The 23,404-nt window shown below is 71.9% G+C and carries 20 protein-coding genes; 9 read left to right on the top strand and 11 right to left on the bottom strand.

Features of this window, described 5'->3' with window-relative positions; translation table 11 throughout:
* Positions 1-15: 15 nt before the first annotated feature.
* The gene (locus ACI2LY_RS05460) at positions 16-1,092 is read left to right on the top strand and encodes an ATP-dependent DNA ligase (RefSeq protein ID WP_404705983.1); all 1,077 of its coding nucleotides are present in this window, start codon (positions 16-18) and stop codon (positions 1,090-1,092) included.
* Between the two features lie 7 nt (positions 1,093-1,099).
* Here ACI2LY_RS05460 and ACI2LY_RS05465 read toward each other — a convergent pair whose 3' ends face one another.
* The gene (locus ACI2LY_RS05465; RefSeq protein WP_404705984.1) at positions 1,100-3,781 is read right to left on the bottom strand and encodes an ATP-binding protein; all 2,682 of its coding nucleotides are present in this window, start codon (positions 3,779-3,781) and stop codon (positions 1,100-1,102) included.
* Between the two features lie 310 nt (positions 3,782-4,091).
* Between ACI2LY_RS05465 and ACI2LY_RS05470 the strand changes: the two genes are divergently transcribed.
* Entirely contained in the window at positions 4,092-5,024 is a 933-nt protein-coding gene (locus tag ACI2LY_RS05470) for a DUF2510 domain-containing protein (RefSeq protein WP_404705985.1), read from the top strand.
* A 140-nt stretch (positions 5,025-5,164) separates the two neighbouring features.
* On the opposite strand, the gene ACI2LY_RS05475 is transcribed toward ACI2LY_RS05470, so the two are convergent.
* Positions 5,165-5,830 (bottom strand): TetR/AcrR family transcriptional regulator C-terminal ligand-binding domain-containing protein, encoded by a 666-nt coding sequence (locus ACI2LY_RS05475; protein WP_404705986.1) that lies wholly within the window; start codon positions 5,828-5,830, stop codon positions 5,165-5,167.
* Between the two features lie 201 nt (positions 5,831-6,031).
* On the opposite strand from ACI2LY_RS05475, the gene ACI2LY_RS05480 reads away from it, so the two are divergent.
* Positions 6,032-6,823, top strand: a complete 792-nt coding sequence (locus ACI2LY_RS05480; protein ID WP_404705987.1) for a phosphatase PAP2 family protein — start codon at positions 6,032-6,034, stop codon at positions 6,821-6,823.
* Positions 6,820-7,788 (top strand): hypothetical protein, encoded by a 969-nt coding sequence (locus tag ACI2LY_RS05485; protein ID WP_404705988.1) that lies wholly within the window; start codon positions 6,820-6,822, stop codon positions 7,786-7,788. The genes ACI2LY_RS05480 and ACI2LY_RS05485 overlap by 4 nt, the downstream gene beginning before the upstream one ends.
* A 61-nt stretch (positions 7,789-7,849) precedes the next feature.
* Here the strand turns inward: ACI2LY_RS05485 and ACI2LY_RS05490 are convergent, their stop codons facing one another.
* The 8 genes from ACI2LY_RS05490 to ACI2LY_RS05525 all read right to left on the bottom strand — a co-directional run bounded on the left by ACI2LY_RS05490 (position 7,850) and on the right by ACI2LY_RS05525 (position 17,518).
* Entirely contained in the window at positions 7,850-8,518 is a 669-nt protein-coding gene (locus tag ACI2LY_RS05490) for an LURP-one-related/scramblase family protein (RefSeq protein ID WP_404705989.1), read from the bottom strand.
* A gap of 48 nt (positions 8,519-8,566) precedes the next feature.
* Complete coding sequence (locus tag ACI2LY_RS05495; protein ID WP_404705990.1) at positions 8,567-10,747, bottom strand: discoidin domain-containing protein; 2,181 nt, start codon at positions 10,745-10,747, stop codon at positions 8,567-8,569.
* 58 nt (positions 10,748-10,805) lie between these two features.
* Positions 10,806-12,413 (bottom strand): glycoside hydrolase family 13 protein, encoded by a 1,608-nt coding sequence (locus ACI2LY_RS05500; protein ID WP_404705991.1) that lies wholly within the window; start codon positions 12,411-12,413, stop codon positions 10,806-10,808.
* A gap of 40 nt (positions 12,414-12,453) precedes the next feature.
* On the bottom strand, positions 12,454-13,329 hold the full coding sequence (locus tag ACI2LY_RS05505; RefSeq protein ID WP_393911541.1) for a carbohydrate ABC transporter permease: 876 nt from the start codon (positions 13,327-13,329) through the stop codon (positions 12,454-12,456).
* Between the two features lie 22 nt (positions 13,330-13,351).
* Positions 13,352-14,302: a carbohydrate ABC transporter permease gene (locus tag ACI2LY_RS05510; protein ID WP_404705992.1), complete on the bottom strand. Its 951-nt coding sequence runs from the start codon at positions 14,300-14,302 to the stop codon at positions 13,352-13,354.
* A gap of 5 nt (positions 14,303-14,307) precedes the next feature.
* Positions 14,308-15,660 carry an ABC transporter substrate-binding protein gene (locus ACI2LY_RS05515; RefSeq protein WP_404705993.1) on the bottom strand — a complete coding sequence of 451 codons (1,353 nt, stop codon included), beginning with the start codon at positions 15,658-15,660 and terminating at the stop codon, positions 14,308-14,310.
* 120 nt (positions 15,661-15,780) lie between these two features.
* Positions 15,781-16,779 (bottom strand): LacI family DNA-binding transcriptional regulator, encoded by a 999-nt coding sequence (locus ACI2LY_RS05520; RefSeq protein WP_393911544.1) that lies wholly within the window; start codon positions 16,777-16,779, stop codon positions 15,781-15,783.
* Positions 16,780-16,885: 106 nt separating this feature from the next.
* Complete coding sequence (locus ACI2LY_RS05525; RefSeq protein WP_404705994.1) at positions 16,886-17,518, bottom strand: PAS domain-containing protein; 633 nt, start codon at positions 17,516-17,518, stop codon at positions 16,886-16,888.
* Positions 17,519-17,760: 242 nt separating this feature from the next.
* On the opposite strand from ACI2LY_RS05525, the gene ACI2LY_RS05530 reads away from it, so the two are divergent.
* The 3 genes from ACI2LY_RS05530 to ACI2LY_RS05540 all read left to right on the top strand — a co-directional run bounded on the left by ACI2LY_RS05530 (position 17,761) and on the right by ACI2LY_RS05540 (position 19,377).
* Positions 17,761-18,417 carry a helix-turn-helix domain-containing protein gene (locus ACI2LY_RS05530; RefSeq protein WP_404705995.1) on the top strand — a complete coding sequence of 219 codons (657 nt, stop codon included), beginning with the start codon at positions 17,761-17,763 and terminating at the stop codon, positions 18,415-18,417.
* Between the two features lie 44 nt (positions 18,418-18,461).
* Complete coding sequence (locus tag ACI2LY_RS05535) at positions 18,462-19,010, top strand: toxin-antitoxin system, toxin component (protein ID WP_393592615.1); 549 nt, start codon at positions 18,462-18,464, stop codon at positions 19,008-19,010.
* Positions 19,011-19,158: 148 nt separating this feature from the next.
* Positions 19,159-19,377 (top strand): hypothetical protein, encoded by a 219-nt coding sequence (locus ACI2LY_RS05540; protein WP_389001917.1) that lies wholly within the window; start codon positions 19,159-19,161, stop codon positions 19,375-19,377.
* 3 nt (positions 19,378-19,380) lie between these two features.
* Here ACI2LY_RS05540 and ACI2LY_RS05545 read toward each other — a convergent pair whose 3' ends face one another.
* Positions 19,381-20,058 carry a 4'-phosphopantetheinyl transferase gene (locus ACI2LY_RS05545; protein ID WP_404706484.1) on the bottom strand — a complete coding sequence of 226 codons (678 nt, stop codon included), beginning with the start codon at positions 20,056-20,058 and terminating at the stop codon, positions 19,381-19,383.
* Between the two features lie 282 nt (positions 20,059-20,340).
* On the opposite strand from ACI2LY_RS05545, the gene ACI2LY_RS05550 reads away from it, so the two are divergent.
* Positions 20,341-21,477, top strand: coding sequence for an ATP-grasp domain-containing protein (locus ACI2LY_RS05550; RefSeq protein ID WP_404705996.1), 1,137 nt, complete (start codon positions 20,341-20,343; stop codon positions 21,475-21,477).
* A gap of 157 nt (positions 21,478-21,634) precedes the next feature.
* Positions 21,635-23,320, top strand: coding sequence for a carbohydrate binding domain-containing protein (locus ACI2LY_RS05555; RefSeq protein WP_404705997.1), 1,686 nt, complete (start codon positions 21,635-21,637; stop codon positions 23,318-23,320).
* Positions 23,321-23,404 lie beyond the last annotated feature (84 nt).

The raw sequence follows: 23,404 nt of genomic DNA on the forward strand, positions 1-23,404 counted from the left end.
GCGCAGAATCGGCGTATGGACCTGCCGGTGATGCCGCCCGTGAAGCCGATGCTCGCCAAGGCGGTCGCGAAGATCCCGCCGGGCATGCACTACGAGGCGAAGTGGGACGGCTTCCGGGCGATCGTGTTCCGCGACGGCGACGAGGTCGAGCTGGGCAGCCGTACCGGCAAGCCGCTGACCAGGTACTTCCCCGAGCTGGTGGCGGCGCTGAAGGAGCGGTTGCCCGAGCGGTGCGTGGTGGACGGGGAGATCGTGATCGCGCGGGACGGGCATCTGGACTTCGACGCGCTGACCGAGCGCATCCATCCGGCGGACTCGCGGGTGCGCACGCTGGCCGAGCGGACCCCGGCGTCCTTCGTCGCCTTCGACCTGCTGGCGCTGGACGACCACGCCCTGCTGGACGTCCCGCTGACCGACCGGCGGGCGCTGCTGGAGCGGGCGCTGGCCGGGGTGACGGAGCCGGTGCATCTGGCGCCCGCGACGACCGACGCGGCGGAGGCGGAGCGCTGGTTCGAGCAGTACGAGGGCGCCGGGCTCGACGGGGTGGTCGCCAAGCCGCTCACCGTGCCCTATCTGCAGGACGAGCGGGCCATGTTCAAGGTCAAGCACGAGCGGACGGCGGACGTGGTGGTCGCCGGGTACCGCCTGCACAAGAGCGGCCCGGTGGTGGGCTCGCTGCTGCTCGGGCTGTACGACGACGAGGGCGCGCTCCAGCACGTGGGGGTGGCGGCCGCGTTCTCGATGAAGCGGCGCGCGGAGCTGGTGGAGGAGCTGGCGCCGCTGCTGATGGACGACGTGAGCGGGCATCCGTGGGCGCGCTGGGCGGAGGAGTCAGCACATGAGACGGCCCGGCTGCCGGGGGCGCCGAGCCGCTGGTCGGGCAAGAAGGACCTGTCCTGGGTGCCGCTGCGCCCGGAGCGGGTCGCGGAGGTGGCGTACGAGCACATGGAGAACGGCCGCCGCTTCCGGCACACCGCCCGCTTCCGCCGCTGGCGCCCGGACCGCACCCCGGAGAGCTGTACGTTCGCCCAGCTGGAGGAGCCGGTGCGCTACGACCTGGCGGAGATCCTGGGCGGCGCGCCGGAGCGTTGAGTCCCCTTCAGCCGCCGAGGTCCTCCAGTGCCGCGCTCGCGCGGGCCACGAGTCCGTCCGCGCCGCACGCCTGGGCGAGGTCGAGACCGCGGGTGAGTTCGGCGCGTGAGCGGGCGAGGATGCCGTGTTCGACGCGGGCGGCGGCGTGCTCGTACTGGCAGGGGGACGCCTCCAGGTAGGCGACGGCCTTGGCGGCGAGGCGTTCGGCGCGCGGGCCGGTCTCCAGGGCGGCGGCGCAGCGCAGGGCCTCTCCTATGGCGGTGTCGGTGCCGAACCGCTCGGCCTGGCGGCGGGCGTCGGTGAGGAGCGCGCGGGCCCGGTCCGGGTCGTGCACGGCGAGCGCCCTGGCCAGGTCGACGGCCCACGGGGCGAGGACCGGGTTGTGGCCGCCCCGGGAGGCGGCGGCCTTCTCGGCGGCCTCCAGTTCGTTGACGCCCTCCTCGGTGCGGCCCACGGCGAGCAGCAGCCGTCCGCGGACGGAGCGGATGTCGGGCAGCACGATGGTGGACGGGTAGGGCGGGGTGAAGCCGTACTGCTCGGCGACGGACCATGCCTGGGTGAAGTGGCCGCGGGCGAGCAGGGTGTCGATGAGTCCGCAGGTCGCCGACCAGTACAGCGGCAGGCCGCGGCCGACGCGCTCGGCCAGCCGGAGTGCCTCGCGCAGCGCGGCCTCGGCGTCCTGCAGCTTGCCCTGGCGGCGGTAGGCGAGGCCGAGGTAGGCGTTGGCCAGGGAGAGGTGGCCGCCGTGCCAGCCGGAGCGGGTGTAGGCGCGCAGGGCCTCGGAGAAGAGGCTCTCGGCGCGGTCGAGCCGGTCGGTGTGGGCGTAGGCGCTGCCGAGCATCATCAGCAGTTCGACGCCCCACTCGTCGTCGGTCCAGCCGAGGCCGGGTGCGAGGCGGCCGTTGACCAGGGCGCGGTCGCACAGTTCGACGACCTGCTCGGCGTTCTCGCCGTGGGTCATGGCGTCGAAGCCGCGCAGGATCAGCAGGGCGCGCTCGGAGTTGTCGCGTCCGGCGCAGGTGGCGGCGAGTTCGGCCAGGCGCCGCGAGCGTTCCGGGGAGACGGTCTCGCCGTGGACGGCCTCCCAGGTGAACTGCACGGCCTGAAGGCGCATCCGCACCGGTCCTGGCTCGTGCCGGTTGGCCTCGGCCTCCACGGTGCGGACGGCCTCCTCCAACTGGTCGTTGTGGAGCAGGGCCTGGGAGAGCCGGATGGAGGCGTCGACGCGCTGGGCGCTGTCGAGTCCGGGGGTGGTGGCGAGGGCGTCCCGCAGATGCTCGATGGTGAGCGCGGGCGCCGACAGCAGCCTGGCGCGGCCGAGTTCGTACAGCACCTGGGCCCGTACGTGGGGCAACGGCGGTTCTTCGAGGGCGCGTTCGAGGCAGGCGCAGGCGGCGTCGGGGGCGCCGACGGCGAGGTGTTCGCGGGCGGCCTCGCGCAGTTGCTCGACGAGGGTCTCGTCGCCGTCGGGGTGCACCTTCAGCAGATGCCGGGCGGCCTCGGCGGCGCTGCGTCCGGTCTCGGTGACGATGTTCGCGGCGATGCCGTGCATGGCGGTGCGCATGCCGTCCGTGATGGAGTCGTAGACGGCGGAGGCGATCAGCGGGTGCACGAACTCCAGGGTGACGTCCTGCGGTTGGGGCGCGGTCGGGTCGGGGGCGACCTCGGCGAGGATGCGGGCACCGCAGAGCAGTTCGGCGCAGCGGGTGGCGGTGTCGGCGTCCAGCATGGCGAGCCGGGCGACGAGCGCGACGGGGCTGCCGGTGCCGAGGATGGCGGCGGCCCAGGCGAACTTGGTGGGTTCGAGGCCGAGTTCGCTCAGCCGGTCGACGAGTCCGCCGCCGCGTGCGGAGCGGTTGAGGTCGCGCAGTTCGGCGGCGCGGCCCTCCACGGGGTGGAGTTCGCGGTCGCGGACCTTGGCGAGGAGTTCCACGGTGTCGTAGGCGTTGCCGCCGGTGACGGCCCATACCTCGCGGCAGAACGGGTCGTCGGCCTGCGGGCCGACGGTGGCGCGGGTGAGGCCCGCGGTGGCCTGCGGGGTGAGTGCGCTGAGGTTGCTGACGGGACGGCCCGCGGCGGCGATCTCGTCGAGCAGGCGGGCGCTCTCGCCGTGGACCTCGCCGGGCCTGCGGGCGACCACGACGAGCACGGGCAGCTCGGCCAGCCGCCGGGCGAGGGCGGCGAGCCAGCGCAGCGTCTCCAGGTCGGCCCAGTGGGCGTCGTCGACCACGAGGACCAGCGGATAGGAGCGGACGGCGAGTCGGCCCACCGCGTACACGAGTCCGTCGCACACGTAGCTCGGGTCGGGGCTGCCCTCGCCGGGCTCCACTATGCCGAGGGCGGGGCCGGAGATGTCGTACCAGGAGGCGAGGTAGTCGCGGGTCTCGTCGGGGGTGAGGGCGGCGAGCGCGGGCTGGAGGAGCTGCCGCAGGACGTGGAACGGGACGGACTTCAGGGTCTCGCCCGCACGCGCCGACCAGACCACGCAGCCGCGTCGTTCGGCGATGCGGCGTATCTCGGCGAGCAGTGCGGTCTTGCCGAGTCCGGCCTCGCCGCGGAAGAGGAGGAGGCTGCCGGCGGACGCCTGGTCGGCGCACAGCACCTCGATCGCCTCGGTGACGGTGGCGATCTCCGCTTCCCGTTCCCACAGGAAGCCCGAGGCGGCCGTGTGTGGCCGTCCCTCCGTCATCCCGTTACCTCCACAGGTCGTCCGAACAGCGTACGAACCACGAGCGTAGCCGCCTGGACGGGCCGTTGGCGCCCGCTCGGGGGCAGGTGTTGTCCCGCTGGGTGAACCGGGACGCGGCCCGGCTGACGAACACCCCGCCCGACCGGCCGGTTTGTGCATAGTCGCCCGTCAACTCCGTTCGGGGAAGCACTTATTGACCTGGAATCAGATAAACCTGTGAATCGGGACGGGTTCCTTCCGCCCGGCCGTCGGCGCGCTCGGGGGCGGACGCTCTCATCCGGCTTTCACCGACTCCTCATACGGTATGCCCATGACGCAGGTGACTCCTCCCGGCTGGTATCCCGACCCCGGACAGACGCACGACGCTCCGCCCACCGAGCGCTGGTGGGACGGCAACGCCTGGACGGCCGAGGTCCGGCCGTCCGGGGCGGCCCGGTCCGCTCCCCCGCCCGCCTACCCCTCGTACGCCTACGCGGGGTACCCCGCGAAGCCCCCGGCCGGGTCCCGGCGCGCACTGCGCACCGGCATAGCCGTCGCGGCGGCGGCCGCGGTGCTGGCGTGCGTCGGGGTCGGCGTGTACGCGCTGGCCAAGGACTCCGGCGGGGGCGACCGCGCCGACTCCCGTCCCCGGCTGGGGCAGGAGCGCCGCCAGGAGGGGCCGGACGATCCGCAGGAGTCGCCGTCCCCCGAGCGGTCGGCGGCGCCCAAGGTGCGCGGCGGCGGGACCCTGCCGGACCCGGTCAACGGGATCAGCATGCCGGTGCCCGAGGGCTGGACGGGCCAGGCGTTCGCCATCGGCGCGCAGGTGACCTCGGACAAGTCCTACAAGTGCCCCGGCGACACCTCCAAGACCTGCACGGCGGGCGGCGCGTACTCGGCACCGGCCCGCGCGCTGGGCACCCGCGGCGAGACGGCCGAGGCGGTCGCCAAGGCCGATGTCGCGGCCAACGCCGAGGAGTCGTACGGCGGGAACTCCTACGGCGGCATCACCTCGCACCAGGTGCTGGCCTCGCGGGCGGTGACGGTGGCCGGGCAGAAGGGCTATCTGGTGCGCTGGAAGGCGGTCACCAGCAAGGGCGCGGACGGGTACGTGGAGTCGGCCGCCTTCCCCGCGCCCGCCGACCCCAGCCGCATGCTGGTGGTGCGCTTCGGGCTGGACGTGGGGCAGTCCACCGCCGTGCTGGACGACATCCTCAAGGGCATCAAGGTGTCGTCCGGCGGCGGGAACGGGCAGGACGTCTGAGTCCCGGCCTCTTCCGACACCTGAGGCCCCGCGAGAAGTACGGGCCGGGCGGGCTTCCCTCCGCTCAAAGGGAAGCCCGCCCGGCCGGAGTACGCGCCGCCCCCGTCCCCACGGTGCGGCGCGACCAGGTCACCGTTCAGTCATCCCGTGAACGGCGGCCTGGTGTCTGTGTCGGCCTGCTCGGCCGGGTTCCGGGTCAGGCCGAGGGCGGGAAGCACGACGGCCTCCACGAACCCGACCAGGTAGTCCGCGTCGGCGTACTGCCCGCAGAGCACGGGGCGCACACGCAGCACGCCGAACATCATCGCCGGGACGTACTCCAGCGCGGGGTGGCCCGCCGGGACCTCGCCCCGCGCGACGCCCCGCTCCAGCATCTCCTGGAGCGCGGCGATCTCCGGGTGGACCAGGGCCTCGCGCAGCGCCTCGGCCAGTTCCCGGTCGTCGGTGACGGCGTGCCCCAGTGACTGGAGCAGCCGGGTGTCCTTGCCGGACCAGTCGCCCGCGGCCCGCGCGGCCTGCCGCAGGTCCTCGGTGAGGGAGCCGGTGTCGATCCCGGCGAACCGCACCTTGCGGCTGGCGCGCAGCGCGGCGGCGACGAACTGGGGCTTGGTCTTCCACTGCCGGTAGAGCGTGGACTTGCTGCACCGGGTGCTGGCGGCGACGCCCTCCATGGTGACGGACTCGTAGCCGCAGTGGCGGATCTGGTCGAGCACGGCGTCGAAGAACTCCTGCTCGCGCTCCGGCGTGAGCTTGGAGCGGCGCGAGGCGACGACCGTCTCCGGTTCGTCCGCGGCCTGCGACGTCATACCTGGCTTCCCCTCACTCGTCCCGGCCCACTCATGCTCGGCGTGTGCTGCCCGATCCCAGTGTGTCGCACTGTTCCGATACGGGAGTGTACCGGTACTCGACCGTATCGGTACACTGGCGTATCGGTACGGAAACGTATCGCTGAGTTCGGAAGCCGTCCGGACCCAGCACGCACCACCGTCAGTGAAGGGGGCCGGGGGATGAACGCCCGATCCGAGCCCGCCGGAGCGGAACCGGACTCAACCGTCCGGCCACCACTTCTGCGGGAGTTCCTGCTCGTCGCGGGGCTCTTCTTGGTCTACAAGCTCGGACGGCGCATCGCCGACGGCCACACCTCGGACGCCTTCCGCGACGCCCACCAGGTGTGGCATCTGGAGCGCGCCGTCCATCTGCCGTCCGAGACGGACGTCCAGTCGGCGCTGCTGCACGGCGACGCCCTGGTCCATCTGGCGAACACCTACTACGCCACCGTGCACTTCCCGGCCACCGTCGCCTTCCTGGTCTGGCTGTATCTGCGCCGCCCCGCCCACTACGTCTGGGCCCGCCGGGTCCTGGCGCTGGTGACGAGCGCGGCGCTGGTGCTGACGTTCACCTTCCCGCTGGCCCCGCCGCGGATGCTGACCGGCACCGGCCTGCTGGACACGGCCCGGATCTACGGGCCCTCGGTGTACGGGCCGCCCGCCCGCGACCACCTCTCCAACCAGTTCGCCGCGATGCCCTCGCTGCACTTCGGCTGGGCACTGATGGTGGCCGTCGGACTGATCGCCGCCACCCGGTCCCGCTGGCGCTGGCTGTGGCTGCTGCACCCGCTGGTCACCCTGGCGGTGATCGTGGGCACGGCGAACCACTACTGGCTGGACTCGATCGTGGCGGCGGCCCTGCTGGTCACCGCGCTCGCGGTGGTCCACTCCCCGCACCGGACGCCGGACACCGCCCCGCCCAAGGCCCTGCTCCTCCCCCAGGACACCGTGCTCGCGGGACCGGCCCGATGAGCGGCGCGCTGCTGGTCGCCATCGGCCTGTCCCTGATATCGGCCGTCGCCTACGCCTCGGCGGCCGTCGCGCAGGCGCGCCTCGCCTCCCGGAACCTGGGCGCGGGCCTGCTGCGGATGCTGAGCACCGGCGCCTGGTGGTCGGCGGTCGGCCTGAACGCGGGCGCCGCCCTGCTGCATGTCGTCGCCCTGCGGTACGGCCCGCTCACCGTGGTCCAGCCGCTCGGCGCGCTCACCCTGGTCGCGGCCGTGCCGCTCGGCGCGCGGGCGGCCGGACGCCGGGTCACCGCGCTGGAGTGGCGCGGTACGGCGGCGACCCTGCTCGGGCTGGGCGCGCTGCTGATGGCGGCCTCCGGCCCGGCGCCCGAGCGGGCGCTGAGCCTGCCCTCGGCGCTGGCGGTCGCCGCCACGACGATCGCCGTGATCGGCACCCTGAGCCGCCCCGGCACCCGGCCGGGCCTGCGGCACGCGACCGCGTCCGGCTTCGCCTCGGGTGTCGCCTCGGCGCTCACCCAGACCGCGACGGTGGCGGCCACCGAGGGCTCCGGGCCCGCGCTGAGCCCGCTGGTGATCGTGGTCGCGGTGCTGGTGGCCGCGTTCGCCACCGGCGGCCTGCTGCTGTCGCAGACGGCCTACCGGGGCGGGCTCGGCGCCCCGCTGGCGGTGGTCACCCTGGCCAATCCGCTGGCCGCGTCGGTGATCGGTCTGACCCTGCTCGGCCAGGGCCTGAACGGCGGCGCCGTCGGCATCCTGCTGGCGCTCGGCGGAGCGCTGCTGGCGGCCCGGGGCGTGGTCCTGCTGACCCGGGCGGCACCGGCCGCGGCGGCCGTACCGGCGCCCGCGCCGGGGCCGGACGACGACGAGCATCCGGTGGCGGCGGTGCTGGCGCTGGAGCCGGGCACGGCGACCCGGGAGCCGAGGCTGACCCGGCGGCGGTCGAGGCCACGCCGTCTGACCCGGCTGTAGACGGGGAAAGGGCGGCCGGCGCGTGACGCGCCGGCCGCCCTTCCGTCTGTCCGGGGACTCGTCAGCCCAGGCCGCGCGCGTCCTGCTTGAGCGCGGTGTCCACGGTGAGCGCCGTCGCCACGACCAGGCTCAGCAGCGGCTCGGGCAGCGGGCGGTGAATCTGGAGGACGTAGTTGTCCGCCGTGGTGAACAGCGTCTTGGCCAGACCTTCCCAGGTCTTGGTGATGCGGGCGATCTCGGTGCCCTCGTGGTCCACGATGGCGAAGTTCCAGGCCCGCCAGTTCTCCGCCTTGATCGCGCCGACCTGGTGGCCGTCCACGTTCATGGCGAAGTTGATCTTCCCGATCATGTTCTGCTGGACGATCTCACCGACCGGCGAACCGTCCGGACGGGCCACCAGGACCCGCGACTTGAAGATCTTCGCGGGCCGGGTGAGCAGCAGCTGCGGCTGCCCCTGGGTGTCCCGGATCTCCAGCCGGTGGGTGAGGTACTGGTCCAGGCTGGAGACGAAACGCAGGATCTTGCGGAGCACGGTCTGCCCGACCTCGACCACGGAACCGAGGTCACGGCCGTTCTGGTCCATGACCTTGTACTCGTTGGTCAGCTCGATGAGCTTGGCCTTCTGGTTCACCACCAGGACGGGCTCGGTGAAGAGGGTGCCGCCGGGCGTCCCGTCCGCGCTGTTCGCGTCGGGGTACGAGCCTGCGGGAATGTTCGATTGCGTGGTCACCGGGGCACCCTATCGTGGCTTGATCCGTACCTGACGAAAATATTTCGGTCAGGGGGTCTGGTACGCCTCCACCTCGCTGAACTGCCCCGCGGGCCAGCCGGTGTTGCCGCTCACGGTGAGCCGCAGCTGGCGCAGACTCGTCCCGCTCGGCAGGGACACGGTGACGGTGTTGCCGCTCGCCGGGTCGAAGCGGTAGCCCTGGGCGCCGGACAGGGTGGTGAAGGTCGAGCCGTCGGTGCTGCCCTGCACGGCGATGGTCTGGGTACGGGCGCCCCACGCCGAGGACGGGGGCAGCTTCAGGACGACCCGGCGGACCGGGTAGGCGGAGCCGAGGTCGGCCGTCCAGGACTGAGGGAAGGCGTTGTTGGCCGACTCCCAGTAGGTGTTGGCGTCACCGTCGGCCGCCTTGCCGGGGGTGTAGACGTCCTGCGAGCCGGTCGCGGTGGCCGGACGGCCCTTGACCAGGTTGCGGTTCGGGTCCGGCTCGGGGTTGCCCTGGCCGGGCTGGGGCCAGGTCGAGCAGTCCGCCCAGGTGCTGTTCCAGCCGGAGTTGCCGCCGCCGTCGGTGAGCGCGAAGGAGCCGGAGTTCGCCGGATAGGGGCAGTTGTAGATCCCGGCGACGCCCACCTGGGTGGCGGTGACGTTCTTGAAGGTGGCCGCGCCCTGCGCCTCGGCCTGGACGACCACGGTCCCGGTGTTCTTCACCGTCGCACCGGTCACGTTGACGTTGCGCACCGGGTAGCCCTGCCCGCCGCCGGACACGAACTCGAAGGCGCTGTACGGGCTGTCGGTGATCGTGGTGTCGGTGATGTTGACCGTGGCGTTGATGGCGCTGTCGTAGGAGTCGACGCGCAGCGCGCCCATCGGGTGGTTCCAGTTGGGGTTCAGGGCGCCGGTGCGGACCAGGGTGTTGCCCGAGACGGTGATGGTGCCCGCCAGCGGGGAGAAGGGGTCGAGGAACTTCTGGTTGGAGATGGCGATACCGCTGCCGAGGGCGTTGGTGTCGGAGACCAGGTTGTTCTTCACCGAGATGTCGGTGCCGCCGTAGATGGCGATGCCGTTGGCGAGGTTGGGCTGCGAGATGGTGTTGTTCTCGAAGCTGGAGTTGCTGTCGGGGGCGTAGAGGGACCACATGGCGAGCGAGTCGTCACCCTGGTTGCGCAGGAAGTTGTTGCTGACGCGCACCCCGCGGGCGTTGCCGTTGAGGTTGAGGCCGTCGGCGGTGGTGTCGAGGATGCGGTTGTTCTCCACGACCAGGTTGTCGTTGTTGCCCAACAGCCACAGGCCGACCTTCATGTGCTGGACCCACATGCCGGACACGGACGAGTTGGGGCCGAGCGAGCCGTTGACGAAGTTGTCCGGGCTGGAGTCGACGCGCTCGGTGACCTCGCCGATGACCGCGAAGTCCCGCAGGTGGACGTTGCCGGAGGAGCTGGACTGGTCGATGAAGCGGGAGGTGCGCACGACCGAGTACCAGTGGCCCGCGCCGCGCAGCGTCACGTTCTGCACCCCTTGAAGCGAGGACGTGATCCGGTACTCGCCCGGCGGAATCCACACCGTGCCGCCCTGCGCGGCCGCGATGGCGTCGCGGAACGCCTGGGTGGAGTCGCCGCCGCCGCTGGGGTCGGCGCCCTTGGAGACGACGGACACCGAACCGGCGGGCTGGGCGGCGGCGGCCGCGGCCTGCTCGAAGTCGGCGACGTCCACCGTGACTTGGGTGCCGGTGGGCTCGAAGGCGACCTTGTCGCCCGCCTGGACGTTCTGGCCGAGCAGGAGGCGGGCGTTGTCGAAGAAGTGGTGGTTCTTCGAGCCCGGTATCCAACTGGTGTCGATGTAGCTGTACTTGGAGGTGACGGGAAGCGTCTTGGCGATCCGGGTGCCGTTCACGTAGACCGCGAGGGAGCCGGACTGGCCGTCCGGGACGCTGTAGGAGACGTTCACCGCGTTGGCCGCGCGCGGCACGGTGAACTCCACACGCTGGCCGGAGTTGAGGCGTACGGCCTGCCGTCCGGACGCCTCGGAGGCGAGGCTGCCCTGCGTGTAGTCGGGGCCCACCTTGGTGCCGGTGGTGGTGGCGGACTCGGCCTCGACGGAGGTGAAGGGGAGGGTGGCGCCGGAGGCGGCGTGCGCGGCCGGGGCGAGCGCGACCGTCATGCCCGCGGCGAGCGCGACGACGGCGCCGAGGGCGGGCAGGCTCCTGAGGTGTCTGGCGGTGCTGCTTCTGTGCATGTGCTGATCCCTTCAGGGGTGGGGGTGCCGGGGATAGCAGGTGCGGGGGTGGGGCGGTTCAGGCGCGCAGCCAGACCGCCGTGTCCTGCGGCAGTCGGCCCGACTCGTCCAAGGGGGCGCTGCTGATCAGGAGTTCGGAGTGCGCGGGCAGTTCGGCGGGGGTGGGGGCGAGGTTCACCACGCACAGGGCGCCGTCGGCGCGGGCGAAGGCGAGGGCGCCCTCGGGGGCCGGGAGCCAGGTCAGCGGACCCTCGCCGAAGGCGGGACGGGCGGCGAGCGCCTCGCGGTACAGGGTGAGCATGGAGTGCGGGTCGGGTTCCTGCCGCTCGGCCGCGTACGCCGCCCAGCCCTCCGGCTGCGGCAGCCAGGGCTCCTCGCGCGAGCCGAACCCCGCGTACGGGGCGTCGGCCGACCAGGGCAGCGGGACCCGGCAGCCGTCCCGGCCGGGGTCGGTGCCGCCGGAGCGGTGGTGCATCGGGTCCTCGATCCGGTCCACCGGGATGTCCGCCTCGGGCAGGCCCAGCTCCTCCCCCTGGTACAGGTAGACCGAGCCGGGCAGGGCGAGGGAGAGCAGGGCGGCGGCGCGGGCGCGGCGGGTGCCGAGGGCGAGGTCGGTGGGGGTGCCGAACGCCTTGGCGGCGAAGTCGAAGCCGGTGTCGGTACGGCCGTAGCGGGTGACGGTGCGGGTGATGTCGTGGTTGCACAGCACCCAGGTGGCGGGGGCGCCGACGGGGGCGTGCTCGGCGAGGGTGGAGTCGATGGCGCCGCGCAGCCGGTCCGCGTCCCAGGGGCAGGACAGGAAGGCGAAGTTGAAGGCGGTGTGCAGTTCGTCGGGGCGGAGGTAGCGGGCGAAGCGCTCGGCGTCGGGGAGCCAGACCTCGCCCACGAACACCCCGTCGTACTCGTCGGCGACGGCTCGCCAGGCGCGGTAGACGTCGTGGAGTTCGTCGCGGTCGACGAAGGGGTGCGGGTCGGGGGCCCCGGCGAGGTCGGGGAGGTCGGGGTCCTTGGCGAGCAGGGCGGCGGAGTCGATGCGGACGCCCGCGACACCGCGCTCGAACCAGAAGCGCAGGATGTCCTCGTGCTCGCGGTGCACGGCCGGGTGGCCCCAGTTCAGGTCGGGCTGCTCGGGGGTGAACAGGTGCAGGTACCAGTCGCCGTCGGGCAGCCGGGTCCACACCGGTTCGGTGGTGCCGACGAACTGCGACGGCCAGTCGTTGGGCGGGAGTTCGCCGTGCGCGCCGCGTCCGGGGCGGAAGTGGAAGAGTTCGCGCTCGGGGCTGCCGGGCCCGGCGGCGAGCGCGGCCCGGAACCAGGGGTGCTGGTCGGAGACGTGGTTGGGCACGATGTCGACGATGGTGCGGATGCCCAGCTCACGGGCCTCGGCGATGAGCTTCTCGGCCTCGGCGAGAGTGCCGAAGGCGGGGTCGACGGTGCGGTAGTCGGCGACGTCGTAGCCGCCGTCCTTCATCGGGGACAGGTACCAGGGGTTGAACCACAGGGCGTCCACGCCGAGTTCGGCGAGGTAGGGCAGTCGGGCGCGGACCCCGGCGAGGTCTCCGGTGCCGTCGCCGTCGCCGTCGGCGAAGCTGCGCACGTACACCTGGTAGATGACGGCCGAGCGCCACCAGTCGGCCTGCCTGCGGGCATGGGTGGGCTGTGCCACGGTGCGTGCCCTTTCTGTCGAGTGTGTCGAGGGGGCCGGGTCAGCCCTTGGTGCTGCCCGCGCTGATCCCGGCGATGATGTGCCGCTGGAACACGAGGAAGAGCGCCACCATGGGGATGCTGGCGATCACCATGGCCGCGACGAGCACGGTGAGCTGGATGTTCTGCGACAACTGGACGAGCGCCACACTGATCGGCTGCTTGTCGGTGTCGGAGAAGACCATCAGCGGCCAGAGGAAGTCCTGCCAGACGGCGACCAGCGCGAAGATGGAGACCACGCCGAGCACCGGCCGGGACATGGGCAGTACGACCGACCACAGGGTGCGCAGCTTCCCCGCGCCGTCGATCTCGGCGGCCTCCAGCACATCGCGGGGCAGCTGGTCGAAGAACCGCTTGAGCAGATAGAGGTTGAAGGCGTTGGCGACGGCCGGCAGCCAGATGCCGAGCGGGTCGTTGAGCAGACTGGTGTGGATCAGCGGCAGGTCGGCCGCGGTCAGGTACTTCGGTACGACGAGCGCCTGCGCCGGGACCATCAGGGTGGCGAGGATGCCGCCCAGGACCACGTTGCCGAAGGCGGGCTTCAGCTTGGACAGGGCGTACGCGGCGGCCGTGCAGAACACCAGCTGGAAGGCCCAGGCACCGGCCGCCTGCACCACGGTGTTCCACAGGTGCTGCGGGAGCTGCATCAGGTCCCACGCGTCGGTGTAACCGCTGAGGTGCCAGTGCTCGGGGACCAGGGTGGGCGGGGTTCGGGCGATCTCGTCCGGGGACTTCATCGCGCCGGACGCCATCCAGTACACCGGGAACAGGAAGGCGAGCGCGAAGAGGACGACGACGGCCCAGAACACCGTCCAGTACAGGGCCTTTCCGCGCGGGCGGGCGAGGGTGGCCGGGGAGATGAGGGTGCGGGTGCTCATGTGCTCACCTCAGTACGGGTGTTCATGCGTCCCCCTCGGTGCGGGTGAGCCGCAGGTACAGGGCGGAGAAGGCGCCGAGCAGCGCGAGCAGCATGACGCTGAGGGCGCAGGCGCCGCCGAAGTCGTTGTAGAGGAAGGCGTACTTGTAGATGAGGTAGAGCACGGTGACGGTCGCGCTCTCCGGGCCGCCGCCGGTGATCACGAAGGGTTCGGTGAACACCTGCATGGTGGCAATGATCTGAAGGAGCATCAGCATCAGGATCACGAACCGGGTCTGCGGGATCGTGACGTGCCGGACGCGCTGGAGGAGGTTGGCTCCGTCGAGTTCGGCGGCCTCGTACAGCTCGCCGGGGATGGACTGGAGGGCGGCGAGGTAGATGAGGACGGTGCCGCCCAGGTTGGCCCAGGTCGCCACGATCACCAGGGAGATCAGCGCGGTGTCGGTGCCGTTGGACCAGTTCGAGGTGGGCAGGTGCAGGGCGCGCAGCGTCTCGTTGGCGAGTCCGGCGCCGGGGTCGTAGAACCACTTCCACAGCAGGGCGCTGACCACCGGTGGGATCATCACCGGGAGGTAGACCACGACCCGGAAGAACGCCTTGGCGTGCCGGAGTTCGTTGAGGACGAGGGCGAGGACGAAGGGGACGGCGAAGCCGAGGAGGAGGGCGAGCAGGGTGAAGGTGAGGGTGTTGCGCCAGGCGGCGCCGAACTCCGGATCGTGCAGGACCCGGCGGAAGTTGGCGGTGCCGACCCACTCGGGAGCCGAGCCGGGGGTGTAGCGCTGGAAGGCGATGACGACGGCGCGGATCGCCGGGTACCAGGAGAACAGGGCGAAGCAGACCAGGCCGCCGAGGAGGAAGCCGTAGGCGCGGACCTGGTCGGCCAGGACCCGGCGCCCCCGGCCGCCGCCCTCGGGGGGCGCGGCCGGGGCCAGGGGGGCGGCGGCCGCGGGGAGCCGCTCGGCCGTCTTGGTCATGGCGGTCAGCCCCGCGCCAGGATGCTGTCGATCTTGCCGGACGCGTCCTTCAGCAACTGGTCGATGTCCGCGTCCTTCTTGGTGAGGACGGCGGAGACGACACCGTCGAGCACCGAGTAGATCTGCTGGGCGTGCGGCGGCTCGATCTTCATGTCCAGGCTCTGGTTGCCGTCCAGGAAGGTCTGGTAGTTCTCCACCGGGACGTTGGCGTTGGCCTTCTTGACCTGCTGGTCCTTGGCGTCGGCGGCGCCGGTGAACAGGCGCGGCTCGGGCAGGCCGACGGGTGCGTCGTTCTTCTTGGCGCGGGCGTAGTCGCCGAGGAAGCCGTCTCCGGGGGTGAGGAACATGTGGTCGAGCCACTGCAGTCCGGCGCGGATCTGGGCGGGGCTGGCCTTCTTGTTGAACATGTAGCCGTCGCCGCCGATGAGCGTGCCCTTGCCGCCGGGCATCGGGGCGAGCGCCAGGTCCTTGTAGGAGCCGCCCTTCTCCTTGACCAGGATCGGGATGTTGTCCGGCGCCGAGAGGTACATGCCGAGCTTGCCCGAACCCATCAGCTGCTGGGCGTCGTTGATGACGAGGAGCTGCTTGCTGCCCATGGAGTCGTCCGCCCAGCGCATGTCGTGCAGGTTCTGCAGCACCGCCTTGCCCTCGGGGGTGTCGACGGTGGCCTTCTTGCCGTCGGCGCTGACGACGTTCCCGCCCTGGGAGTACAGCTCGGCGGTGAAGTGCCAGCCGCCCTGGTTCTGCGCGCTGTAGTCGGCGTAGCCGACGGTGCCGTTGCCGAGCCCGGCGATCTTCTTGGCGGCGGCGCGGACCTCGTCCCAGGTGGCCGGGGGCTTGTCGGGGTCGAGACCGGCCTTCTGGAACAGGGCGCGGTTGTAGATCAGCCCCATGGAGTAGCCGGTGCGCGGGATGCCGTAGACCTTGCCGTCGACGGTGTAGATGTCCCGGAGCTGCTGCTGGATCGAGTCGTAGCTCTTGAGGTCCTTCAAATACGGGGTGAGGTCGGCGGCCTGGTGGATGTCGACCACATGCCGGGCGTCGGTGAAGTAGGTGTAGAACACGTCCTCCATCTGGCCGCCCGCGAGCTTGGCGTCGAAGGTCTTGGGGTCCTGGCAGGGGAAGGCGTCGTGGGCGACGACGTCGATGTCCGGGTGGGTCTTCTCGAAGGAGGCGATGTCCTCGTCGAAGAACTGGCGGTCGACCTTGGCGCTCTTGGGCGGCTCGCAGTTGACGGTGATGCGGGTCTTGCCGCCCGCCGAGCTGTCGTCGTCCGAACCGCAGGCTGCTGCGGTGAGGGCGAGGGAGGAACAGACGCCGATCGCGGCGACGGTGCGGCGGAACCCGGTGCTTCTCATCGGTGGACCCCTCAAGGCAGGAGCGGTGGGCGCCGCACACTCAAGCATCGACGACACCGGGCCGCAAGATGTCGCGCGTAATCTGTAATTATTCGACAGGCAAGCGGCTCTCCGGAGCGCTCAGTCGCGCGGGGCTTGCGCGGTGGAGCCCCGGACCACCAGTTCGGGTTCGAACAGCAGCTCCTCGGCGGGGACCGCGCTGCCGCCGATCTGCGCGTTCAGCAGTTCCACGGCGGCACGGCCCATCGCCTCGATGGGCTGGCGCACGGTGGTCAGCGGGGGCTCGGTGCAGTTCATGAACGCTGAGTCGTCGTAGCCGACCACGGAGATCCGGCCCGGCACGTCGAGGCCCTTGCGCCGGGCGGCCCGCACCGCGCCGAGGGCGAGCGGGTCGCTGGCGCAGATGATGCCGGTGACGCCCTGGTCGATCAGCCGGGAGGCGGCGGCGTGACCGCCCTCGATGGAGAAGATGGCGCGGGCCACCTGGGCGTCCGGCAGGTCACCGGCCAGCGCGCGGGCGGCGGCGAGCTTGCGGGCGGAGGGGACGTGGTCGCCGGGGCCGAGGACCAGGCCGATGCGCTCGTGGCCGAGGGAGGCGAGGTGACGCCACGCCTGCTCGACGGCGACCGTGTCGTCGCAGGAGACGGCGGGAAAGCCGAGGCGCTCTATGGCCGCGTTGACCAGCACGACCGGGATGTTGCGGTCGGCGAGCCTGCGGTAGTGGTCGTGCGGGGCGTCGGCCTGCGCGTAGAGGCCACCGGCGAACACGACGCCGGAGACCTGCTGCTGGAGGAGGAGTTCGACGTAGTCGGCCTCCGAGACGCCGCCCTTGGTCTGGGTGCACAGCACCGGGGTCAGCCCGAGCTGGGCGAGCGCGCCGCCGATGACCTCGGCGAACGCCGGGAAGATCGGGTTCTGGAGTTCCGGCAGGACGAGGCCGACCAGGCGGGCGCGTTCGCCGCGCAGCTGGGTGGGGCGCTCGTAGCCCAGTACGTCCAGGGCGGTGAGGACCGACTGCCGGGTGGCGTCGGAGACTCCGGGCTTGCCGTTGAGCACCCGGCTGACCGTGGCCTCGCTGACTCCGACCTTCTTCGCCACTTCCGCAAGTCGTCGCGTCATGCGCGCAAGGGTAGCGCAATTTACGCAAGCTGCTTGCGTAAGAGATGCGGGGTGCGGATGACCCGGCGCCGTCGATGACCTGAACACCGACGGGGCCGGGCCAGGTCTACGGGGTGGGGACGATCGTCAGGTGGGCGCGGCGGGTGGTGGCGGACGGCTGCCGGGGGATCATCGTCAGGCGCCGGTGGCCCAGGTCGCGCAGGAGCGGCGGGGTCTCGTCCACCACCCGGCACTCGGCGGTGCCCCGGCGCGGGTCCGGGTGGTGCAGCAGGCGGACGGCGCCGTCGAGCCGGGCGGCACTCTCGCCGACGGCGTGCATCCAGTACGGCAGCCCCTGCCGGTAGGCGGCGTCCATGATCGGGTCGTGCGCCACGTCCCGGCGTATCGCCTGGAGTTCGTGGTCGTGGCCGTACCCCTCCAGCGCGGTCTTCAGCTGGGCCAGCATCGGCAGGCACCAGCCCGGCTCGTGCTCGCCGAGCACCCGGCCCGCGTCGGGGTGGAAGAGGACGAACCGCAGGAAGTTGTCTCCGGGCATCGCGGTGGGGTGGTGCCGCACCTCCCCGAAGAGGGTGGCGAAGGCGTCGTTGGCCAGGATCACGCGCCAGCGGTGGTCCACGACGAGCGAGGGGTGCGGAGCGGCCTCCACCACGGCGGCGTAGTCGTCCAGATACGCTCGCGCAGCACCGCTCTCGGGGACGGACCGGGGTACCGGTCGCCGCCCTCCCGCCTGATGTGCCATCGGGTGGTCACCCCTCTTGCCTCGGCCGCCTGCACGCGGCGCTGCGATCCTGCTGCCCCGACGAGAGCGGTGTCAACTATCGTGGCATTCCATGCCTGTTGACGGCTGAAATTCGCCACAGTTGTGGCGAGACCTGGATGCGAGTTCGAACCACGGGCTACTCTCCGGGATGTTCACGGCGGCCGGGGGTGACAAGCGCGCCCGATCTCGCGCGGCCGCCCAGAGACGTAGGAGTTCTGTCGGTGACGGATGGCTACGAGAATCCGGGCGCCACGGCGACCGCTCAGCTGCCGGCCGTCGTCGCCCGTGTCACCGCGCTCGCCGACCGGCTCGGCGTACCGCACCCCGAGGTCTTCGACACCGCCCGGCTCTCGGTCGGCAGCGGGGTCCCGGAACCGGTGGTCAAGGCGCTCCTCTGCGGCCGCCCGGCCGGTGAACCGGATGTGCAGGCCCGCTTCCTGCAACGTCTGGACCTGCTGCGCCGCACCCGGCTGAAGCCCGGCGGCCGCAGATACACCCAGCAGGAGATCGCGGACGGCGCGGGCATGTCCCGGCAGCAGGCGGGCGCCCTGATCAACGGCGACCGGCGGCCCACGATGGAGCACTGCGACGCGCTCCAGCGGTTCTTCCACGTGCACGCCGGTTTCCTCACGGCGGAGGACCCCGAGGCCCTGGCCGGCGCCTTGCAGCACATCGAGCAGGAGCTGCTCCAGAAGCTGGCGGACCGGGAGCGGGCCGCCTCCGGCACCGCGCAGGACCCGCTGGAACGGCTGCTCCAGGACCACGGGGTGCGCGGGATCGCCTGGCGGGCCGCCCAGCTCCCCACGGACCAGCACCGGGACAAGGTCGCGGAGTGGCTGGACATGCTGCTGGAGAGCGTCCGGCAGCCGGGGTCGTGAACGCGATGAGCTCCAGGAACACCGCCAAGAGCACCGCCAGGGGCATGCGGCGGCTGTGCGCCGAACTGGTCGGCCAGCTGGACCGGCGCCCCGCCCCGGTGCCGCCCGACGAGCTGTACCGCTCCCTGTGCTCGGCGATGAGCCGCAGGCGCGGCCGCCCGGTGCACTTCCGTACGTCGGCCTTCCCGCCCGGCACGGCCAGCGGGCTGTGGCTGGACATGAGCGACCGCGATCTGGTCGTGGTGGAGGAACGCACCGCCCCCGACCACCAGTTGGTGATCCTCGGCCATGAGCTGTGGCACATGCAGACCGATCACGCCGCGCACCGGGTCGACGGTCTCGGCATGGGCGTGGCCACCCGGCTGCTGACCGACGACACCGACCGGGACGCGCTGCGGGCGGCCGTGCACCGGGTCGCCGCGCGCACCCGCTTCGACGCGGACGAGGAGCGGGACGCGGAGGCGTTCGGCCTGCTGCTGGCGAGCAAGTGCCGTACCCGGATGACGGGTTCGTCACTGAGCGGGCCGGTGCGCCGGGACGACGTGGCCGGTCGCATCGGTCAGTCGCTGGGGTATCCGGGGCCGCAGGGCTGAGTCGGGCGTGGGCCGTACGGGCGACCCCGGGCGGGCCGGAGCGGCGGCGTTGTCAGTGGCGGGCGGCAAGCTGGACCCCTGCGTGCCGCGAGGGGCGGCGCGTGGCGCCAGCGTGCGTGAACCGTGCCGCCGACCGGGGAGCCGACCGATGCCGACCGCCGTACTGACCGACCGTGAACGCACCGCCGTCCAGGCGTATCTGCGGCTGCTGCACACCGTGCGCGCCACCCTGGACGGCCCGCCGGAAGCGGCCCCGGCCATGGTGCCGCCGACCGTGCTGGCGGAGGCGGAACAGGCCCTGGCGGGCGCGGGGTTGGCGGGGAACGAGGACGAGTTCTTCGAGCTGCTGCGGGCTTGGTGTCCGTAGAACTCAGGGCGCCGGTACGGTCACCGCCGTGAGGACCAGTCCGTCGGCGGTGAGCCAGCGGCCGTCGAACCCGGTCAGCCGGGTGCCGCCCACCAGGGGGCCCGGTACGAGGAGTCGGGCGTGGAAGGTGCCCCGGTCGTCGTGCGTCGGGACCAGCTCGATGTCCGCCTCGGAGAAGTCCAGCCAGGCGCGGGCCAGCGGGAACCACGCCTTGTACACGGACTCCTTGGCGCTGAACAGCAACCGGTCCCAGTGCACGCCCGGCCGGGCGGCGGCCAGCGCCCGGTGGCGGTCCCGTTCGGCGGCGACCGACACGGCGTCGAAGACGCCTTCCGGCAGCGGTTCGTGCGTCTCGGCGTCGATGCCGAGGGAGGCCAGATCACCCGAGCGGGCCAGCGCCGCGCCCCGGTAACCGTCGCAGTGGGTCATGCTGCCGAGCAGCCCGTCCGGCCAGACCGGGGCTCCGCGCTCGCCGGTCGGCACGGGCGCGGGCGGACGGCCGAGCTTCTCCATCGCGCGCCGCGCGCAGACGCGTGCGGAGGTGAACTCCCGGCGCCGCTTGGCGACCGCGCGGGCCACCAGTACCCGTTCCTCCGGGTAGAGCGCGGTGTCCGGGTCGTCGTCCGGGGCGCCGTACGACTCCACGGCGACCACCGGGTCCGGCAGCAGCTCCTCGATCACCGGTACCCGACCTCCCACGACAGTGTGCGGCGCGGCACCACGACAGCACATCGGCCGGGGCGCGGGCAAGGGTGGCCGGTGCGCGCGGGGTGCCGGGGGGTCGACGCGCCCGGCGAATCCGTAACACGCGCGTTGCACGAAGCGCTCCGCGCAGGCCGTATGATCGCCCCATCACTCACCGCCCAACACCCTTTTTCCGAGGGCGGTTTGGTGTCCCTTCCTTCCTCCTGTCCGGGCGCGGACCGCTGAGTCCTGCCCGAAAATGCCCGAAAGGCGGCCCGCATGGTCTCTCGCGTACGCGTATGGCTCAACCGCACGTACGCGGAGAACGTGTTCTTCATGGATCAGCTGCGGAGAAATCCGAGCGACCGCGCCGTGGAGATCCACGCGACGCACGGCGACCCGGACTCGCCCGTGCTGGCCGCCGCCGACACCGCCGCGCTGGAGCCGGAGGGGCTGTCCCCGGCCGGGTACGTCGAGTACGCGCTCGACCAGTGCGCACGGCGTGGCATCGATGTCTTCGTGCCCCGGCTGCACCAGGCGGCGATCGTGGCGCACCGCGCCGACTTCGCGGCGGCGGGTACGGCCCTGCTGGCGCCGACGCCGGAGGCGGTGGCGGTGTTCGAGGACAAGGTGACCGCGTACGAGGCGGTCCGCTCGGTGGGCGTGCCGGTACCGCCGTGGTTCCGGGCCCGCACGGCGGACGAACTCATTGCGGCGGTGGAGGAGTTGGAGGGGGCCGGGTACCGGCCGTGCTTCAAGCCCGCCAGTGGTGCGGGTGGGGTCGGCTTCCGGATGATCACCCGTTCGCCGTTCTCGCTGGCGCATCTGAGCGGCTTCCCGAGCCCGTATGTGCAGCTGGACCTCGTCGTGGCCGCGCTGCGGGAGGCCGAGGAGCCGGTGAACCTGCTGGTGATGCCGAGGCTGGAGCAGCCGGAGGTGTCGGTGGACTGCCTGACCGGCCCGGACAACCGGACCCGGCTGATGGTGGGCCGCACCAAGAACGGCCGGCGTCGCGGCTTCACCCTGGACGAGCGCTGGCTCGCCCCGGCCCGGCTGGTCGCGGAGGGCTTCGGGCTGCACTACCTGTCCAACGTCCAGTTCCGCATGCTGGGCGACCGGCCGGTGCTGCTCGACGTCAACACCCGCGCCGCGGGCGGCCTGCACCAGCTCTCCCTGTGCGGGGTCAACGCCCCTTGGGCGGCTGTGCAGTTGGCGCTGGGCGAGGACCCGGGCACGGTCGAGCCGCCGTTCCTGGGCCAGGACTACGCGGTCGTCTCCGGCCCCCGCCCGCTGGGCCCGACGACCCTCCCGGACCTGGCCCCCGAGGAGGCGGAGCTGCGCCTGCCCGCGCCCGCCGCCCCGCTCACCGCGTCGACCGCCGCATCGGCGGAAGCCGGAGCCGCGCTGCCGCTGTAGCGCCCCGTCACCCTCCCGGTATGGACCAATCCCGCACTGTCCCTTGACAGTTGGATTGGTCCATACCACTTTGGGGGGCGCACTCTCCGCAGGCTCGTTCCGCACTTCCCGCACCCCGGTGCACTCCCGAACGCCCCCATACCATCAGGGAGATCGCGTGCGACACCTTCTCGGACGTCCCAGACGTCGGCTTCTCGCCCTGCTCGGCTCCGCCGCTCTCGCGCTCGGCGGGGCCGTCGCCCTGCCGGGCACCGCCCAGGCGGCCAACGTGCTCACCAATCCCGGCTTCGAGTCGGGCGGCCTGTCCCCCTGGACCTGCTCCGGCAACCTCGGCTCGGTCGTCTCCTCCCCCGTGCACGGCGGCTCCAAGGCGCTGCAGGGCGCGGTGAGTTCGAGCGACACCGCGCAGTGCGCGCAGACCGTCGCCGTCAAGCCGAACACCGCGTACACCCTCACCGGCTGGGTCCGCGGCTCGTACGTCTACCTCGGGGTGGACGGCGGCGCCTCGACCTGGACCTCCTCCCCCTCGGCGTACAGCCAGCTCAGCGTCTCCTTCACCACCGGCGCCTCGCAGACCAGCGCCACGGTGTACGTGCACGGCTGGTACGCGCAGGGCTCCTACCAGGCCGACGACATCAGCCTGGACGGGCCGGGCGGCGGCGGGGGCGGCGACACCCAGGCGCCGAGCACGCCGGGCGGCCTCACCTCGACCGGCAAGACCTCCAACAGCGTCTCGCTGAAGTGGAACGCGGCCACCGACAACGTGGGCGTCACCGCGTACGACATCTACAGCGGCTCCAACCAGGTGCTGAGCGTCTCCGGCACCACGGCCACGGTGAGCGGGCTGTCGGCGAGCACGGCGTACACCTTCACCGTGAAGGCGCGGGACGCGGCCGGGAACTCCTCCGGCGCCTCCAACTCGGTCTCGGTGACGACGAACGCGGGCTCGGGCGGCGGCACCGGCTTCAAGCAGGCCGCGCCGTATCTGTACGAGGGCTGGGGCGACCCGCCGAACCCGGCGACGGTGATGAACGCGACCGGGGTGAAGTGGTTCACCATGGCGTTCGTGCTGGACTCCGGCGGCTGCACCCCGTCCTGGGACGGCAGCAGGCCGCTGACCGGCGGGGTCGACCAGACCGCGATCAACCAAATCCGCTCGGCGGGCGGTGACATCGTGCCGTCGTTCGGCGGCTGGCAGGGCAGCAAGCTCGGCGCCAACTGCTCCTCGGCGAGCGCGCTGGCGGGCGCGATCCAGAAGGTGATCGACGCCTACGCGCTGAAATCGATCGACATGGACATCGAGAACACGGACGAGTTCGAGAACGAGACCGTGCAGGCGAAGATCCTCACCGCGCTGAAGACGGTCAAGGCCAACAACCCGGGCCTGAAGACCATCGTCACCTTCGGCACCACGACCACCGGCCCGACCTACTACGGCAACCGGCTCATCGAGCAGGCCAAGTCGATCGGCGCCGACATCGACGTGTTCACGATCATGCCGTTCGACTTCGGCGGCGGCTCGGACATGTACGGCAACACGGTGAACGCGGCCGAGGGCCTGAAGACCAAGCTGAAATCGACCTTCGGCTGGGACGACGCCACCGCGTACTCCCACATCGGCATCTCCGGTATGAACGGTCTCTCTGACCAGCAGGAGAACACGACTCCTGAGATCTGGACCAAGATCCGCGACTGGAGCAACTCGCACCACATCGCCCGGCTCGCCTACTGGGCGGTCAACCGGGACCGGCCCTGCGCGGGCGGTGGCGTGGTGAGCAACTGCTCCGGCATCAACCAGAGCACCTGGCAGTTCACCTCGATCACGGCCGGGTTCACGGGTTGAGCTGTTGACCCGGTTCACAGGCTGAGCTGCTGACGCGGCCGTGAGCACGACGGAGGGCCGTTCAGGGGGACGGCCCTCCCGCGT

The organism is Streptomyces sp. NPDC002176 (assembly GCF_044903645.1).
Lineage (GTDB): Bacteria > Actinomycetota > Actinomycetes > Streptomycetales > Streptomycetaceae > Streptomyces.

Coding starts and splice junctions, on each gene's coding strand:
- ACI2LY_RS05460 (WP_404705983.1), top strand. CDS start 16: ATGGACCTGCCGGTGATGCCGCCCGTGAAGCCGATGCTCGCCAAGGCG.
- ACI2LY_RS05470 (WP_404705985.1), top strand. CDS start 4,092: ATGACGCAGGTGACTCCTCCCGGCTGGTATCCCGACCCCGGACAGACG.
- ACI2LY_RS05485 (WP_404705988.1), top strand. CDS start 6,820: ATGAGCGGCGCGCTGCTGGTCGCCATCGGCCTGTCCCTGATATCGGCC.
- ACI2LY_RS05550 (WP_404705996.1), top strand. CDS start 20,341: ATGGTCTCTCGCGTACGCGTATGGCTCAACCGCACGTACGCGGAGAAC.
- ACI2LY_RS05505 (WP_393911541.1), bottom strand. CDS start 13,329: ATGAGCACCCGCACCCTCATCTCCCCGGCCACCCTCGCCCGCCCGCGC.
- ACI2LY_RS05475 (WP_404705986.1), bottom strand. CDS start 5,830: ATGACGTCGCAGGCCGCGGACGAACCGGAGACGGTCGTCGCCTCGCGC.
- ACI2LY_RS05540 (WP_389001917.1), top strand. CDS start 19,159: ATGCCGACCGCCGTACTGACCGACCGTGAACGCACCGCCGTCCAGGCG.
- ACI2LY_RS05510 (WP_404705992.1), bottom strand. CDS start 14,302: ATGACCAAGACGGCCGAGCGGCTCCCCGCGGCCGCCGCCCCCCTGGCC.
- ACI2LY_RS05535 (WP_393592615.1), top strand. CDS start 18,462: ATGCGGCGGCTGTGCGCCGAACTGGTCGGCCAGCTGGACCGGCGCCCC.
- ACI2LY_RS05495 (WP_404705990.1), bottom strand. CDS start 10,747: ATGCACAGAAGCAGCACCGCCAGACACCTCAGGAGCCTGCCCGCCCTC.
- ACI2LY_RS05465 (WP_404705984.1), bottom strand. CDS start 3,781: ATGACGGAGGGACGGCCACACACGGCCGCCTCGGGCTTCCTGTGGGAA.
- ACI2LY_RS05515 (WP_404705993.1), bottom strand. CDS start 15,660: ATGAGAAGCACCGGGTTCCGCCGCACCGTCGCCGCGATCGGCGTCTGT.
- ACI2LY_RS05525 (WP_404705994.1), bottom strand. CDS start 17,518: ATGGCACATCAGGCGGGAGGGCGGCGACCGGTACCCCGGTCCGTCCCC.
- ACI2LY_RS05480 (WP_404705987.1), top strand. CDS start 6,032: ATGAACGCCCGATCCGAGCCCGCCGGAGCGGAACCGGACTCAACCGTC.
- ACI2LY_RS05520 (WP_393911544.1), bottom strand. CDS start 16,779: ATGACGCGACGACTTGCGGAAGTGGCGAAGAAGGTCGGAGTCAGCGAG.